Here is a 16,745-nt window from a genome sequence, read left to right on the forward strand (position 1 = left end):
GCCTGATCAACGCGTTGACACCGCAAACAGATTGACGCCGGCTTCCTCTAAGCGGCATTGCGTAGTGCCCGGAGCGAACCCTGCAGCCTCCGCCAGGCGCACCATGTCGCCCTCATCCCGGTGAATCAGTCGCCAATCGAGCAGGTGATCCATCAATCCGCGCGTGGGATTGCTGGTGTGGAAATTGCCCAGGATGGATCGCCCACCTGGCGCGAGACACCCGCGCATCCAGGTCTGCAAGCGCGTCACGATCCGATCATCGAAGTAATCAATCAAGCCGATGGAATAGATCAGGTGCTGGGGCTCCAACTCCAACTGCTGACGGCCGATGCAGAGGTGGAGCAGGTTGCGGCGTTCCAGGCGCACCACCGACGCAAGCCCTTCACGCTGCAGCCGCTCGCGCACGTACTCCAACGCCTGCTGATCCACATCCACCAGGGTGAAGCGCACCTGGGATGCCAGCTCAGGATCCTGCAGAAGGATGTCGAAAACCTCCGCTGCAGGGCCGCAGGCCAGGCTGGTCACCCGTAGAGGTCTCTGAGCAGTGAGGGTGAGAGCCCGCTGCAACTCCTCACGCAACAACCCTCGCCGGTTGCGCACCGCCTGCGCTGCCGGTTGGTTGAGAAAACAGCGGTCCAGAAGCGTGCCGAGCTCCCCAGCCCCGCCTGGCTCATCGGCATACATCCAGGCGATTGTGAGAAAGTCCCCGGCATAGCCCCTCGGCTTGCGATACATCCGTTCAGCGGAACGGGTCAGCAGCAGATAGGGCAACAGTTCGAGGCGCAAGGCCTGAAGGGCCGGGCTCTCAGGTGCCGGGGTCTCGCCTGACAGGGGCGGGAAGAGGCTGCCGGTGAGACGCACCAAGGTGTCGAAAGCCGCCGTCAGATCCCTCCGCATCACCGGATCAGGGGTACTGCGGCGTAGATCCACCTCCACCGCGGCCGCACATTGCTTGAACCGCTGCACCGCTGCAGCCAGGGGTTCGGGCATCAACGACGCCGCCCCGTGTCCAGCCACGCCATCGCGCATTTGGGAATGGGTCTGGAGCAGCAAGCGCTGGGCATTGATGGCCGCCAAAGCGCGAAACAGTTGTTGCCCATGGCCAGGATCTCGATCCATCAAGGTCTCGAGGCCCTGGCGAGACAAGCGCAGGGCTTCCACAGGCTCCAGGGCAATCACACTGGCCCGAGCCACTCCGCCCAGCAGATAGGAGATATCGCCGATCACACTGCCTGGACCCAGCAGCGGCCCCGGGGAATCCACCAGATCGGCCCATCGGGCCTGAACCACACCCGACGAGATCAGCAGCAACCCATCGACTGACTCACCTTCCTGCACCAGGCACGCCCCGGGGGCAAAGCTGCAGGGCTCGACATCAGCGAATGCCTGATCAACCGCCCCGTCCAGGGCCTGCAACAACAGCAGCGATTCAGCATTCACAACAAAACCCCCGGGACTGAGTCCCGAGGGTATGCAGATCAGAACGCGCTGTCAGGCGATCAGCCTTCGACGCGCCAGCTCTGATCGGAGGGGGTCCAGTCGTTCAGTTCAGACGCCTGGAACCAGAGGCCAATTTCGAACTGGGCGGTTTCAGGAGCATCGGAGCCGTGGATCACGTTGCGGCCGATGTTCACAGCCAGATCACCGCGAATGGTGCCGGGCTCAGCCTCCAGGGGCTTGGTGGCGCCGATCAGCTTGCGGGCGCTGGCGATCACGCCGTCGCCTTCCCAGACCATGGCCACCACAGGACCGGAGGTGATGAAGTCCACCAAACCGGCAAAGAAAGGACGCTCCTTGTGAACGCCGTAGTGCTCCTCAGCCAGCGCACGGCTGGGGGTGATCTGCTTCAGACCCACCAGCTTGAAGCCCTTGCGCTCGAAACGACCGAGGATTTCGCCCACCAGCCCGCGCTGGACACCATCGGGCTTGATGGCGACAAAGGTGCGTTCGGTGGCCATACAGAAAAACAAGCAGACCGAGCCATGCTCCGTGCTCAGGCTCCCCCTTGGCAAGCAACCACCACACCACTGGGTTTCTGCTGAGCGGATTCATGCTCTTTAGATTTGCCCCAACACCCCCAGTGCTTCCGACCGCATGGTGCTCGCCGACCCCAACCTGCCGGGCCGTCAGGCGACCCCCAGCGAGGCTGCAGCCCCCCAGCCCTGGAACGTGCAAGACAGTGCTGAGCTCTACGGCCTCGAGCGTTGGGGTGATCCCTATTTCTCCATCAATCTGCGCGGCCACGTGAGCGTTCAGCCCCGCGGAGAACGGGGCGGCAGCCTCGATTTGGTGGAGCTGGTGGAAGGCCTCCAAGGCCGCAACCTCAACCTGCCCCTGCTGATCCGCTTCGACGACATCCTCGAAGACCGGCTGGAAAGCCTCCATGCCGCCTTCGAGCGAGCCATCACCCGCTACGGCTACAGCGGCCGTTATCAGGGGGTGTTCCCGGTGAAATGCAACCAGCAGCGCCACGTGGTGGAGGAGCTGGTGAGCTGCGGACGCCGCTGGCATTTCGGCCTCGAAGCGGGCAGCAAAGCCGAGCTGCTGATTGCTCTGTCATTGATCGACGACCCAGAAGCGCTGTTGATCTGCAACGGCTACAAGGATCAGCGCTATATCGAAACGGCGATCCTGGCCAGGCGCCTGGGGCGCAGGCCCGTGGTGGTGATCGAACAGGCCGATGAGGTGCAGCGCATCATCGATGCCAGCAAGGAGCTGGGAGCAGCGCCCCTGATCGGCATCCGGGCCCGCCTCTCGAGCCGCAGCACCGGCCGCTGGGGCAGCTCCGTGGGTGAGAAAGCCAAGTTCGGTCTGCCCGTCCCCGAAATCCTCTCCACCGTGGAGGCCTTGCGCGAAGCAGGACTGCTCGAGGAACTGCGCCTACTCCACTTCCATGTGGGCAGTCAGATCAACGACATCGCCGTCGTCAAAGACGCTCTGCAGGAGGCATCCCGCATTTACGTGGAGCTCCACAAGCTCGGCGCCCCCATGGGCTACCTGGATGTAGGCGGAGGCCTGGGGATCGACTACGACGGCAGCCGCACCGCCACCGCCGCCTCCACCAACTACTCCCTTCAGAACTACGCCAATGACGTGGTGGCGACAGTGAAGGAAGGCTGCGAACCCCACGGCGTGACGGTGCCCACCCTGGTGAGCGAAAGCGGCCGAGCGATCGCCAGTCATTTCTCCGTGCTGGTGTTCAACGTGCTCGGCACCGGCGGGCTTCCTCTGGACACACCCGCAATAGGAGACGAAGAACCCCTAATCGTGCGCAACTTGCGCGACACCCTCGAAGGCATTCACACCCTCGCCAGCGACGGCAGTGCCGATGTGTCCCGCCTGCAGGAAGCCTGGAACGACGCACTGAAATTCAAAGACGACGCCCTCGCCGCCTTTCGGCTCGGCTACCTCAGCCTCACTGACCGCAGCAGAGCCGAGCAACTCACCTGGGCCTGCGCCCGCGCCCTGGTGGAGCGGCTCCCGAGCGACAGCGTCCTGCCGGACGAACTGCAGTCGCTGCCAGCGGTGTTGGCCCGCACTTACTACGCCAATCTCTCGATCTTTCGCTCTGCACCTGACACCTGGGCCATCCAGCAGCTCTTCCCCTTGATGCCCCTGCATCGGCTGGGGGAACGCCCTACCGAACTCGGCCATTTCGCTGATCTCACCTGCGATTCCGACGGCCGCCTCAACCGCTTCATCGCCGATGGCCGCAGCAAACCGCTGCTCGAGCTCCATCGTCTACGGCCCGAGGAGCCGTACTTGATCGGCATGTTCCTGGGAGGCGCCTATCAGGAAGTGATGGGCAACCTCCACAACCTGTTCGGCACCACTGATGCCGTGCACATCCGCTTGGCACCCGGCGGGGAGTACCAGGTGGACCACGTGGTGCGCGGGGACACCAATGCCGAGGTTCTCACCGCCATGGAACACAACCCGGAAGCCTTGCTGGAACGGCTGCGGGTGGCGAGTGAGCAGTCGATCCGCTGCAATCAGCTCCAGATCGCGGAGGCACGGCGATTGATGGATCACCTGGAAAGCAGCCTGCGCCAGAGCACCTATCTCCAGAGCTGAGCGGCCATGACCCTGCTCCTCAGCCTGGTCGCGATCGTGAGCTTGCTCGCCCTGCACCGGGTGTGCAAACGCCAAAAACTCTCCCCACCCCCCTTACGCATGCCGCTGATCGCGGCGGTCGCCATCCCTGCGCTGACGCTGATCAGCGAGAGGGTGAGTTTCAGCGGACTGCCTGTGCTGCAGCAAGCGCTGGAAGCAGCGATCACCCTGCTCTGGAGCATCAGCCTGATCCGTTTACTCAACTGGGGCCTGCTGCAGATTCCAGCGGAGCTGGGTTGGTGGAAACCCACCGCCAAAATCCTGCGTGACCTCCTCACGCTGGCCATCATCACCGCCGTGACATTGGTGGTGATCCACCGTGATTTCAGCGTCAACTTGGTGGGTCTGGCTACCACATCGGCGGTGGTCACGGCCGTGATCGGTCTTGCAGCCCAGGAAACCCTCAAAAACCTGTTTGCCGGGATCTCCCTGCAGGTCGACTCACCTTTCGAAGAAGGGGACTGGATCGATCTGGGTTTTACACGGGGGGTGGTCACGTCTCTCCACCTGATGACCACCCGGATCCGCGGTCTGGACGGTTCAATCACCGTGGTCCCCAACAGCCGCATCACCATGGAGGGGCTGCGCCGCTTCAAACCGAATGAACCGGTTGGGCAAATGATTGATCTCGGTTTGGATTACAGCCTGCCGCCCAGCCAGGCCATCCAACTGCTTCAGCGCAGTTTGCAAACCAACCGCAAAGTGCTGCGCCATCCCCAACCCAAGGTGTGGGTCGAGGCATTCGCTGACAGCTCAATCACCTACCGCCTGCTGACCTGGCAGGGATCGGCTCCGGAAATGCCACAACTGAAAAGCGATGTGCTGGAGCAAGTTTGGTATGCCCTGCACCGCATCGATCAATCGATTCCCTATCCAGTGCGCGACATCCGCACCGAGCCGGTGCCGGCGCGCTTACCATCGAGCGCCGTCAATCCAGGGCAGAAACAACGCCTGCTGGCCTGCACCGACATCTTTGGCCATCTCAGTGATCAGCAGCTGGGAGCCCTGGCGGCCAATGCCAGCTGCCAGAGCTTTGCCCCTGGAGAAACCGTGGTGCGCCAGGGTGAACGGGGCGACAGCCTGTTCCTGGTGGTGAGCGGCAGCCTCGATGTGTTTCAAGCCAGTGGTACGAACCCGGCCCGATCCCTCCCCGGTCAGCAGGTGGCCAGCCTCCACAGCTCCGACATCTTTGGGGAAATGGCGCTCTGCACTGGTGAAGCCCGCTCCGCCAGCGTGGTCTGCAACAACGAATGCGTGCTGATCGAGATCGAACGCAAGCATCTGCTCCCCTTGCTGGAGGAGCATCCCGAAATCCTCGAGACGATGGGCACGATCATTGCCGCACGCCGGCAAGAGCTCAAGGCACTCAAGGAGAACCGGGCTGAGAACCGGCGGCTGGCCCTGATTGCCCGCATGCAACGCCTGTTCAGCCTGACCGGCCAGGACGAATGACCTGGAAGCGGACCCTACGCCGACTGATTCCTTATGCCATCGCCTCAGGGCTGCTGGTGGGATTGCAGCATTCGCCCGTGGTGGAGACCGCCAACCTGCTCGTCTACGACCTGGCGCTCCATCTACGCAATCGCACCAATGACGCCGGCGACGAACCCCTGGCCTGGCCGATCACGGTGGTGGGCATCGATGAAGCCGACCTCGAGAGCTACAACTGGCCGCTGGATGACAACCTGCTGTGTTCAGCCCTTCAGCGCATCGATGCCCTCGGAGCCCGAGCGATCGGCCTTGATGTCTATCGCGACCAAGCCAAGCCCTGCCTGCAGCGGGAAATTCAGCGCAATCCCCGCCTGATTTCGATTCGCAATGAAGCCGATGGGATTGCCGCTATCCCCGGCACGCCAGCTCGCCAACAGGCCTTCAATGATCTGGTGATGGACGCGGATCGGGTGGTGCGCCGCGACCTGGTGCATGTGGGGGGACAAGACGAGGCGGTGCGATCTCTGCCACTCCGGCTCTTGGAGACTGCTGCAGAGTCGCCAGGCTTGGACCAACGCCTGGAGCAGTTACAGGACCATCACTGGCTGGCAGAGGAATCAGGGGGTTACCGCAACCTCGATTCCGCCGGCTACCAAACGATGCTACCGGTGTACCCCCCCGGTCGTTATCCCAGCCTCTCCCTCGCGGATCTGCTGGAGGGGAAGGTCACAGCAGAGCAGATCCACGACCGCGTGGTGCTGATTGGGTCCACGGCCCGATCCCTGCGCGATCTCTTCGAAATTCCCCACAGCCGCTTCACCCAGGGATCCAAATTCTTCGAAGTGTCGGGCGTCGAACTGCATGCCCAGCGCCTTGAAGCCCTGCAACGCCTCTTGCAGAACGAACGGCCTGAACTGGTCACCGCGCAGGGGTGGCAGCGCACACTCCTGACCCTGGCCATGGCCCTGCTCGGTGTGGTGATTGCGGAACGCCCCAGCCGCATCCGCCGCAGTGTGCTGCTGCTGTTCATCGCCGCCGCCGCACTGAGCGCTGTGGTCTTCAGCCTCACCATCACAGGGATCTGGGTGGGCCTCACCATGCCCTACTTCAGCCTGGTGTTGGTCGGCAGCAGCGGCATCCTTGGGCGTGGTATGGAAAGCCAGCGGCACCAACAGGAGATGCGTCGTCTGCTCGGCCAAACCAGTTCTCCTGCAGTAGCCCAGCAACTCTGGGAGCAACGCGAAGACCTGATCAAAGATGGGCGCTTCACCGGACGGGAGCAGTGGGTGACGGTGCTGTTCAGCGACATCTGCAGCTTCACCGGCTTGAGCGAACAGCTCCCCCCGTCCAGCCTGATGCAATGGCTCAACCGCGGCATCAGCATCGGCGTGCAAGCTGTGACCAGCCGTGGAGGCGTGGTCAACAAGTTCACAGGCGATGGAATGCTGGCTGTCTTTGGTGCGCCAGTGTCGAGTGGGGCTGACGTGGATGCAGCCAACGCCGTGGCCGCCGCACTTGCCATCCAGCAACAGATCGCCGATCTCAACCGCAGTCTCAGCAAGGAAGGTCAACCCGCGATGCGCATCCGCATCGGCATCCACTCCGGCAAGGTGATCACAGGGTCCCTCGGCAGCAGCGAACGGTTGGAGTACGCCGTGATCGGCGACACCGTGAACTGCGCATCGCGACTGGAAAGTCTCCAAAAAGAGCGGCACGAGGGGTTGGTGCGGGTGTTGCTGTCGAGCGAAACGCAGGCCCTGCTGAACGCGCTACCGCCTCAGGTGCACAGCGAAACCTGGGGAGCCATCAGCATCAAAGGCCGGCAAGACCCGCTGGAGGTGATCGAGCTCAAAAGCACGCCACAGTGACGGTCTGCGGCCAGGAGGCATCAATGACGTCATCGCCGAGCTGCAGGGCTGCCTTGAGGGGGGCTAACGGCGTGGTCGCACCGCAGGAAGCCTTGAGGCTGGCCAGTTGCTGCTGCAGCTGTTGATCCTCTTGTCCACCCTGCTGCACCAGGAGACTGAGGGCCGGCGGGGCGGATGACGTGATGAAGCCAAATTCATCACCGCCGTCGTCGGCACCGCAGCGGTACGACGACTCCCAAAGCAGCGGCCGTGGCCCTGTAGGAATGCGGAGAAGCACCAAGCGATTCGCGGCCGCCGGCACCTGCTTCTGCACCACAGGAGCTGCGCCCGCATCGGCGCTGCCATCGGCAGCGGCGATGCGCAGGGTCACATCCAGGGGCTGAGGGGTTGAGGACGGGCCTTCAAGCCAACCGATCAAAGCGGTGGACCCCGGCGCAAACACACTCGATGGGGGCACCAGATGCACAATCGGCCGCGCTGCACACTCACCCCGGGTGCCCCCGCCAACGCGGCGCCCAGGGAAAGAATTACGCGGAGCCGCCTGCACGGCCTCCGGCAGCCAGGAACCCACGCAGAGGATGCCCAGCAATGACGAAGCCAGAACGGTGAAGGAAAGAGAGCGTGCCATCAAACGTCTTGCGACTGACCGGTGGGGCTGAATGGCTCCAGCTTGACCGCTGCGGACACAGCAGAGCTTGACCCCGATCACAACTTTCTGTGATCTAGATCACAGGCTCTCGCCCTGCGAATCGATCACCAGGGCGAACCCACCAATTCAATGCCGGCCCAGAAGAAGGGGTTCTGCACACCAGCCACAATCCGGCGACGCTGGGCCGGACTGAGTTCGTTGAGCAGGGGAGCATCACCAGCGCCCAGCACCTGATCGTCCACCAGGCGAATTGCACCCGAGGCGAACAACTGACGGGTGCGCAGCAAGGCTTCCGCTTTGGGCACCCCCTGATCCAAGAAGCGATAAAATTGCACGAAGAACGCCGATGTGACCACGTCATCGACGTACCAGAGGGTGCCAATCGCGCTGCGAGCGCCGGCTTGAAGCGCCAGCCCCGCAAAGCCCAGTTCACTGTCCTTATCCCCCAGAAGGGTGCGACAGGCACTGAGCACCACCAGATCCAGAGGCTCATCCTGCCGTTCGCGACGCAAGCGGGCGAACTGGGCCATCGACATCGGCCCGGAACCGGTGTGAATCACCGACTTCGCAGGTCCCCCAGGACGGAAGTCGGCATGGGTCGCCACGTGCACCCGGGCGTAACGCTGATCAGCAGCCCGATCTAAGAGCGACTGCGGTGTGAAGTCAGCGTTGAGGTAGCGATCCGCTCCATCCGCAGCATCAATGCGTTGCAACTCCTGAGGCACCAGCGGCAAGGGCGCCAAGTCCTCGAATTGAGAGGCACCCAGCGCCAGCTGACGCTGAGAGGCGAAGGATGCCGGAGCCAACGGGGTGAGCGCCAGCGATGGCGTCAATCCAAACGCATAACGATTGCCGAAATACTCCTTGCCATCGCTGAGGGCTGCAAAGGGAACGGCCTGCAGCCCCTGATCGGCAGCGATCAACAGGGTCTGGATCTGTTGCGCCTGCAAGGCCTCCTGCAGCGGCTCGACCAACAGAGCATGCAATTGACGGCTGGGGGACGCAGGGTTTTCCACCGCCATCGGCTCCTGGCGGGAAAGCTGGCGGTACAGAGCCTTGAGCAACCCTGCAAAGCGCTGGCGGCTGACCTCCACCCGCTTGGCTTGCACAGGGGCCTTCGCACTGACCAGTGTCAAATCCAGAAACCCATCCAATTCACCCTGCTGCGCCTTGGGCATGGCCGTGAAGCGCACCTGGAGCACAGCCGGACTGGCGGCCAGGCGCTCACGCTCCACCTGCGCCAGCACCGTCTTGAGTTCCTCGACAGTGGGCGTCGACGGCAAGAGATCACTGTCGGCCACCTCCAGACCCAGGGCGGATGCCGTGCGGCTGGTGGCGGCTTGATCAGAACTGTTCAGCTGATCGGACGCCTGATCGGCAGGCACAGATTGTGCGGTGGATGCGGCTGACGCGGTGGTCTCCGTGCTGGTCGTGCTGGCGGTGTCAGCAGGGTCGCTTCCATCCGCCAGGTCCACCACCAGGGTGGACTCTGAACTCTGGGGTTGGGCGGAGGATGGACCGCCCAGATCGGTGGCGCCCGCTTCGAGGTCGCCGCCTTGAGCGGTCTGCAAACCCTGCTGCGCAGGCGGCAAAACTGGCACATCGGCCACCGCATCCACCAAAACCGCAGCCTTCGTGGCTTGGTCGTCGGTGGGGATCACCGGTGTGGCGTCCGAATCGGAGTCGGGATCGGGATCGGGATCGGGATCGGGATCATCACAACGATTGGACGTACCGCTACCGCTGCAGGTGGCACTCGCCGGGGAGGTGGACAACACATCCAAGTTGCCCGCCTTGACCAACGTGGCGCCGGAGTAACTGATGGCGGCCGTCGCCGGGAAACGCAGGGTGCCCTCACCTTGCTTTGTGAAATCTCCATCGCCGCTAATCGGTGAATCCCACACCAAGGTGAAGCCATCGCCAACGCTGATGCCACCTCCACCAGACCCCAACTCCATGCTGGTGCCTGTCACGGTTTCGTTCCCGTCCCGACGTAACAACGAACCGTTGTCGAGGAAGAAGGCGGAGATCACTGGGCCCGTGACCACAGGGGATTCCGGCGGCTGATCCATCCACAGGGTGCCGCCCCCCACCGCCTCAGCCCGTTCCACAAACAAGGTGTCTTGAAAGCGAACGACACCGGAACCGACCTGGCGGAAGTCGCCAAAGGTGGGTGTGGATTGGCCGTCCTCCAGATCCAGCGGTCCTTGCACGATCAGATCGCCTTCCCCGGCCAGGGTGAAATTCGAATTGAAGGCCGCGGAGCTGGCGTTCACATCCACGGCATCCCCGGAGCTGGGGTTGAGGGTGAGGCTGTCCTGCTGCACTTCCACGATGGAGCTACCCAGCAGCTGGATGCGACTGGTGAGGGTGTTGGCGCCCGAAGTGTTCACCAGGCTGCCGCCCGCCAGATCAATCGGTTCCGGCACCGTGATGCCGCCAAAGAGTTCAAGGGTGGCTCCCTTTTCCACTTTCGTTCGAAACGACGGTGAGCCCAGGGCATTGCCCGATGCCACCCGCAAGGTGCCCTGTTCCACCAGCGCTTCCCCCGTCCAGTTGCTGTTGTTGCCCGACAGGATCAGGCGACCATTGCCGCTTTTGAACAATCCACCGGAACCGGTGAGGGTGGCCGCAAAAGGTGAAATGTCGGGCCTGGTATCTGCAGACGCAATGTCAAGCGCGCCACCAAGGTTCAAGCTGACGTCAGCCGCGGCAGCGACGTAGCCAGCGCCTGCCTTGAGAGTCAAGCCCCCTGTTCCGGTGGTGATGTTGGAATTCAGCTCGATGTAGCCAGCGGCATCAAGGGTGAGGTTTCCAGTCGACGCTGAAAAATCAAGCGGAGCGCCGGCTTCCCACGTGATGTTGCCCCCCTCACTGGGATTGCCAGGGCCTGTGTGAATGCGCACATCAGTCGTTGAGCCTGCAGACATGACAGCCCTGATGTCCGCCACATCCACACGTGATCCGGTAGCGCTGGACTCAAACAAACGACCATTGTTTGGGTCAGTGACATCACCGATGTCACCGCTTGGTGGATTCGCACCGATGGTGAGGTTGTAGGGATCCAGCAACCACTCGCCACCGCTGCCATTCGGTGCAGACACATCAACCTGTTCCGGCTGAGCCAACAGGAAAGGACCCGACGTCTCAATCCGTCCGCCCTTGCCTGCGACCGGACCACCGCGGGCCAGCAGGGTGCCCTCGGCCACGGTGCCGCCCTTGAGGTTGGAGAGGTCGCTCCAGATCACCACCGTGCCGCCATCACCAGCGCCAAGCGATGACGCATCCACCAAGGAGCCGGCTTGCATCCAGACCTGGCGGGCCTGACGCACGGTGGGGTCAGTGTTCTGCCAGCTTCCGCCCACCTGCACCACACCACCATCCGCGGAACCGGTGGCCAACAATTCCGACCCGGCACCAACCCGGATCAGATCACCAGTGACGGTGAGCGTGCCGCCATCACCCGCTGGATTGCTCACCGAGAGCAGGGTGTTGTCGAGATCGATTCGGCCGCCTGGAGCATCCACCAGGAGCGCCTCATCCACATCAATCGACACCCCCTCCATACGAATCCAGGGGCGTTTGTCGCCCAGACTTCCGGGCAACAAACCGAGAGCTCCGGGCAAGGGGTCTCCGGTAAGCGCAGCAACACCCGTTGCCGTGGTGTTGAACACATCAAACACTCCGCCACCGAAACGCAGCTGCGATGCCGTGCTGAGGGTGAGTTGGGGGATCTGCACAAAGGATGCACCTGGCATCAACTGAATCCCGCCCGGCGACAAGACAAAAAGATGGGCCGGCGACGACAAAGAAATGCTCTTGTCGATAAAACTGCCATCGGCAGCCGTCACCCCCAGCACCAGATTGCGAACACCATTGCTTTCAATCGATACCCCCTGAATCGCTCCCCGGGTGTCGAATTCCGTGAGGCGATGAAAACGATTGCGTCCCGCATCCGCACCACCATCAATCCTGCAGACGCCTGTGCTGCAACGTCCTCCCAGCACGCCATTGATGCGGGTGCCAAATCCCCCAGAGCCACCGCTCGCCACATCGGCCCGCACCGGCATAGCCGACAGCGCCAACACCAGAGGGAGTAGCGCCAGTCGTTTCATGTCGTGGAACCTCGGCCTCTGCAACCCGCTGATGTGTTGCTCTCTTGAGGACGCTAGTTCAATTTTTCTCAGTCAACTTTAAAGTTTGCGGCAGTGATGGGCGCCGCCGACATGTTGTCTCTGCTGGCGCAACTGGTGGCTCCGCCCCTGCAACCCGGCCCTGCACGGCTCCCCGATCCAGCCCCCCAGCAACAGCCCGAATCCAGCACACCCGGCAACGACGACAACGATCTGCAGCTGGCTCCGGAGAACGACTCGCCAGTGCAACCACGACCCCGGGGAGCCAATCCCGGTGTCAGCTCCAGCATCAACTCCTTGCCGCGCATCCGCGGCGACCTGCCCTATAGCAGCTCCCAACTAGACAACTTGCTGCGGGGCTGCGACGCCGCCAGCAACGCCGAGACCGGCCTCAAACGCTGCGCTGAACTGCTAACTGGCCAGCTGCAGCAAGACGGCTACGTCAACTCGCGTGTCTACACCGAAACCACGCCAGCTCCTGGGGAGCTCACGGTGGTGATGGGCCGCTTGGTGGAACTGCACGTCGAAAGCGATAAACCCCGCCTGTCCAAGACAGTGCGCCAGCGGCTGAACAACCTGATCGGCCGCACCCTGCATCTGCCCACCCTGCAACGGCAGCTGCGACAACTCAAACAACGGTCGGTGGTCGGCAGCGTCGCCGGCAGTCTGGGGAAGCTGGGCAGCGACCCCACCCAGGCGGTGCTCACCCTCAAGGTCACGCCAGCCAGCCACCCCTGGCGCGGAGACCTGAGCGTGCGCAATGACGGCAACCCAGGCAGTGGTGAATGGCGGGGGCTCGCCGTTCTGCAGAAGCCCCAACTGCTGCGAGAGGGCGACGTGCTGCAGATCTACGGGGAGCTCAACGCCGATGGCGACCCTGAACTGGGCGCCACCCTGGGTTCCCTCAGCTACACACTGCCACTGGGAGAATCGGTAAGCCTGAGCGGATCCTTCGGAGCCAGCCGCCGCAATCTGGTGGAAGCACGCGGGCCGGCCCACGACCTCAGCTTCCGCCAATACCAAGGCCTGGCCCAGCTGCAATGGACTCTGGCGGACTCGGGTGATCAGACCTGGTACGCCCTTGCGGGCTTGAGCGCCAATCGCAATGACAGCTACCTCGACGGTCGCTCCTTCCCCCTGATCATCGGCGGTGGCCCCGACGGTGACCTCACATCGGGCTATCTGCGCCTGGGCCTGGGTCATGCAGGCAGCAACGCCAACCTGGGCTGGTCAGCGCAGGTCTATGGATTGCAAGGCATTGCTGGGTTCAGCAGCCCGGAAGAACTGCATGATCTGGCCTACTACGGCATCGAGCCGGGAGAGTCGCGGGCCCTAGGCGGCATCGCCTCCCTGGGCTGGCGCCTGGACCCCAGGCTTCAGCTCAACCTGCGTGCCGCCGGCCAGGTGGCCTTCAACGAACTCACCAGCGACATGGGCTTCGCCCTCGGCAGTGACGTGGGCCTCAAGGGATTGCCGGGCACGCTCGTGAGCGGCGACACCGGTTGGCTCAGCACGGCCGAATTGAACTGGACGTTCTGGGAACAGCAGAGCAACGCCCTACAACTGGTGCCGTTTATCGGAGTGGGCGGGATCGAAACCACCCGTGCTTCGGTGAGCTTTGAAGACACCATCGGCACAGGAGGCGTGCTGCTGCGCTGGCTTCACGGACGTCACTGGTCAGTGGAACTGGGTTGGATCGATCAATTCCATGCGGACAACAATGCCGGCATCTGGAATCACTGGTTGTTGGGCAGCGGGGCCTACGGCAAGGTTCGCTACCGCTTCTGAACTCAGCGGAGCATCAAGGCATCAGGCCCCGCTTCTCAAGAGGCTTGAGATCCGCCAGGCGCAGCTCAGCAAGCAACGAATAATCATACGGTCGATGTCAGCCATCAACGCCGACAGACACGATCAGCCACCAATCCCAAATCAAATCCGGCAAAAACAAAAGGCAACCAAATAGAAAGGCGATAATCTGATGGATCAGGAGAAAATTATGAGTCAAACATTTCTGAGAAAAATCACAAAGGCCCTCGCACGCATGAATGGCGACGTGGTAATTGAAGAAAGCCATCATGAGAGGCTTCTGACTCTAGCAAGAATGGGGTTCAAGCTCCCAATTTTGAGGGAAATATCCTCAGAAAAGCAAGCATATCTCATCGAACTACTGATTCACTCCAACTCACAGATTGGAGCCGACCTGATCTGCCTGCAGTACCTCAACTATAAGCAAAATGGATACTTTGTAGAGTTTGGAGGATATGACGGAATTGCCCACAGCAACACCCTTCTCCTAGAAGAATGCTTCAACTGGAGCGGCATTTTAGCCGAACCATCTCCAAACTTCTTTAATCAGCTCAAGAAAAACAGGCCAAATTGCAAACTGGACAACTCCTGCATTACAGGCACATCCAACTCGCACTCGAAGTTTGCAGAGTGTGCCGATGGCGAATTGTCAACACAGGCAAAATACCTCAAGAAAGGCTCTCTAGCCGAAAGAAGATTGAAGCACAAAATCTATGATGTACCAACCCTTTCCTTGAAGGACTTGCTCGACAAGCATTCAGCACCAAAACATATAGACTTTCTCTCAATCGACGTCGAAGGGGGCGAGATGGAAATACTAGAAGGTTTTGATTTTCATAGTTATTCATTCTCAATGATAGCCATTGAGCACGGGTGGACAGACTCCGAGGGCAAAATGGATGAGATATTGAACAGGAATGGCTACACAAGGCAACTAGAAGAGCTTTCAAAAATCGACGCCTGGTATTTTCACCAGGCAGAATGCGAGACAGACTAAAATCAAAACCCAAAATCCAAGCCTACACACACAAATCACTAATCCAACTCCGTCTGCAGAGCCCTTCGGAGGCAGTGCTCTTACCAGGCAACCTCTCAATTGCCTGCTTTGGCAATGATCTGACCATTTTTTGCAGTAAGGTCAAGCACCTAAAAGCCTAAAATAAATTTCACCAAACCACTGACAAATACCAAGCAAGTGCAGGCGAATAATTAATGATTCGCTTAGCCCCAACTCACCCAGCAAATACACAGAACACCTGCACGCCTTCCACTTCGAGATCAATCCATCTCACATTAATTGAGCAGAAACGCACCAGCACGAATCAAGCAAAACTCTTGACCAATCAACTCATCCAAGAAGAAGAGCATCTGTCAACAACAGATTATTTTCTACATGGCGATCACAACAACGGTTGACTCAATAGTCTCGCCTTCCTTCTGCTCATTAGCGGTGGCCTTGGCGGTGGTTACCTCATCTCGGGATACCTGGCCCCTGGATCCCAGCCTTCAGCTCAACCTGCGTGCCGCCGGCCAGGTGGCCTTCAACGAACTCACCAGCGACATGGGCTTCGCACTGGGCAGTCGAGCTGGGTTGGATCGATCAATTCCATGCCGACAACAACGCCGGCATCTGGAATCACTGGTTGTTGGGCAGCGGGGCCTACGGCAAGGTTCGCTACCGCTTCTGAACTCACTACAGCCTCAGGGAAACGTCAGGGCATCAGGCCCCGCTTCTCCAGAGGCTTGAGATCCGCCAAGCGCAGCCGGCCGTTGTCTTCCATCACCGTGCCGCGGGTGCGCAGTTTGCTCAACGTGCGTGAAGCCGTTTCGCGGGCCAGACCAGCAATCAGAGCGATCTCCATCTGGGCCAGGGGAGGAATCGTTGCCTGGGGATCGTTCTGGGACGAGCTCTTACGCGCCAAGTAGGCAAGGGAATCGAGCAACCGTGTGGTGGCGTCGGCGGTCTGCAACGCGAAGCGCCGGTTGAGATCCCGCAGGCGGGCGGCCTCCAACTTCGCGAACGACAAGGCAAAACCAGCTTCCTTTTCCAGCAGAGCCGCAAAGGGAGGCACCCGCAGCTTCACCAGTCGCAGCGGCGTCAACGCCACCACATCGGCCGAACGCGCTTCGCCATCGAGGGCGGCCATCTCACCAAACACATCCCCAGCACCCAGGAGCGACATCACCACCTCATCACCGTCGGCGGTGTAGGTGCGCACCTTGGCCAAACCGTCGCAGAGCAAGAAGAGGGATTCCCCCCAGTCCTGCTCCATCACGATCACCTGATCAGCCTGGTGCGCTGATTCGCGATGGCGATCAAGAATCTGATCGAGCTGATCGTCGTTAAGGCTCTCGAACAGAGCAATGGCCTGCAAGTCGTCGCGGCTCAGCATCGGTATCAGGATTGAATCGAAACCCAGAGCACCACCCAGAGCAACTTGCAGGCCAGGTGAAGACTCTGATCTAAGGCAAGGGAAAAGCGAAGCCGTCCCTTACTCCAGTCGATGATCGCGTGCAGAACGGTTTCCGCCAGCCCCAACAGAGGGATCCCGGTCAAGAGGGCCACCGCCAGACCATGGGTGGCGGCATGGCTGACCAGCCACCAGCGCCAGTTGAGGGTCACATCACCGCCTGCGATTTTTTCGCGGGCCATGCGATCGGTCTGCAGACCAAAGTCACAGACGAAATGCGCTAAGGCCAACAGGATCAGCAGATCGAGCGCAGCGATGAGGAACGCCTCAGGAG

General features: G+C 61.3%; 12 protein-coding genes. 6 read left to right on the forward strand and 6 right to left on the reverse strand.

From position 1 onward, the window contains the following. Nucleotides 1–6 precede the first annotated feature (6 nt). A complete protein-coding gene (locus RS9916_RS14150) occupies nucleotides 7–1,440 on the reverse strand; it encodes a cyclic nucleotide-binding domain-containing protein (RefSeq protein WP_007099239.1) in 1,434 nt (477 codons plus the stop codon). 59 nt (nucleotides 1,441–1,499) lie between these two features. Continuing rightward, a complete protein-coding gene (gene ndk, locus RS9916_RS09865) occupies nucleotides 1,500–1,958 on the reverse strand; it encodes a nucleoside-diphosphate kinase (protein WP_007099240.1) in 459 nt (152 codons plus the stop codon). A gap of 136 nt (nucleotides 1,959–2,094) precedes the next feature. On the opposite strand from ndk, the gene speA reads away from it, so the two are divergent. From speA to RS9916_RS09880, 3 genes are read left to right on the forward strand one after another with little or no spacing between them, the layout of a single operon-like run. Beyond that, the gene (gene speA, locus RS9916_RS09870) at nucleotides 2,095–4,074 is read left to right on the forward strand and encodes a biosynthetic arginine decarboxylase (protein ID WP_007099241.1); all 1,980 of its coding nucleotides are present in this window, start codon (nucleotides 2,095–2,097) and stop codon (nucleotides 4,072–4,074) included. A gap of 6 nt (nucleotides 4,075–4,080) precedes the next feature. Further along, complete coding sequence (locus tag RS9916_RS09875; RefSeq protein WP_007099242.1) at nucleotides 4,081–5,565, forward strand: mechanosensitive ion channel family protein; 1,485 nt, start codon at nucleotides 4,081–4,083, stop codon at nucleotides 5,563–5,565. Then, the gene (locus tag RS9916_RS09880; protein WP_007099243.1) at nucleotides 5,562–7,412 is read left to right on the forward strand and encodes a CHASE2 domain-containing protein; all 1,851 of its coding nucleotides are present in this window, start codon (nucleotides 5,562–5,564) and stop codon (nucleotides 7,410–7,412) included. Before RS9916_RS09875 ends, RS9916_RS09880 begins: the two co-directional genes overlap by 4 nt. On the opposite strand, the gene RS9916_RS09885 is transcribed toward RS9916_RS09880, so the two are convergent. Both RS9916_RS09885 and RS9916_RS09890 read right to left on the reverse strand, forming a co-directional pair. Next, the gene (locus tag RS9916_RS09885; RefSeq protein WP_038023619.1) at nucleotides 7,393–8,040 is read right to left on the reverse strand and encodes a hypothetical protein; all 648 of its coding nucleotides are present in this window, start codon (nucleotides 8,038–8,040) and stop codon (nucleotides 7,393–7,395) included. The genes RS9916_RS09880 and RS9916_RS09885 overlap by 20 nt on opposite strands. Nucleotides 8,041–8,165: 125 nt before the next feature. Beyond that, nucleotides 8,166–12,176, reverse strand: a complete 4,011-nt coding sequence (locus RS9916_RS09890) for a CHAT domain-containing protein (RefSeq protein ID WP_007099245.1) — start codon at nucleotides 12,174–12,176, stop codon at nucleotides 8,166–8,168. Nucleotides 12,177–12,272: 96 nt separating this feature from the next. Between RS9916_RS09890 and RS9916_RS09895 the strand changes: the two genes are divergently transcribed. From RS9916_RS09895 to RS9916_RS14555, 3 genes are all read left to right on the forward strand, one after another. Beyond that, entirely contained in the window at nucleotides 12,273–13,982 is a 1,710-nt protein-coding gene (locus RS9916_RS09895; protein ID WP_007099246.1) for a ShlB/FhaC/HecB family hemolysin secretion/activation protein, read from the forward strand. A gap of 190 nt (nucleotides 13,983–14,172) precedes the next feature. After that, the gene (locus RS9916_RS09900; RefSeq protein ID WP_007099247.1) at nucleotides 14,173–14,997 is read left to right on the forward strand and encodes an FkbM family methyltransferase; all 825 of its coding nucleotides are present in this window, start codon (nucleotides 14,173–14,175) and stop codon (nucleotides 14,995–14,997) included. Nucleotides 14,998–15,520: 523 nt separating this feature from the next. Continuing rightward, complete coding sequence (locus tag RS9916_RS14555; RefSeq protein WP_007099248.1) at nucleotides 15,521–15,688, forward strand: hypothetical protein; 168 nt, start codon at nucleotides 15,521–15,523, stop codon at nucleotides 15,686–15,688. Between the two features lie 24 nt (nucleotides 15,689–15,712). On the opposite strand, the gene RS9916_RS09905 is transcribed toward RS9916_RS14555, so the two are convergent. Both RS9916_RS09905 and RS9916_RS09910 read right to left on the reverse strand, forming a co-directional pair. Continuing rightward, complete coding sequence (locus RS9916_RS09905) at nucleotides 15,713–16,393, reverse strand: Crp/Fnr family transcriptional regulator (protein ID WP_007099249.1); 681 nt, start codon at nucleotides 16,391–16,393, stop codon at nucleotides 15,713–15,715. 5 nt (nucleotides 16,394–16,398) lie between these two features. Then, nucleotides 16,399–16,704, reverse strand: coding sequence for a DUF3307 domain-containing protein (locus RS9916_RS09910; protein ID WP_050752323.1), 306 nt, complete (start codon nucleotides 16,702–16,704; stop codon nucleotides 16,399–16,401). Between the last annotated feature and the right edge of the window lie 41 nt (nucleotides 16,705–16,745).

Source organism: Synechococcus sp. RS9916 (assembly GCF_000153825.1).
GTDB lineage: Bacteria > Cyanobacteriota > Cyanobacteriia > PCC-6307 > Cyanobiaceae > Synechococcus_C.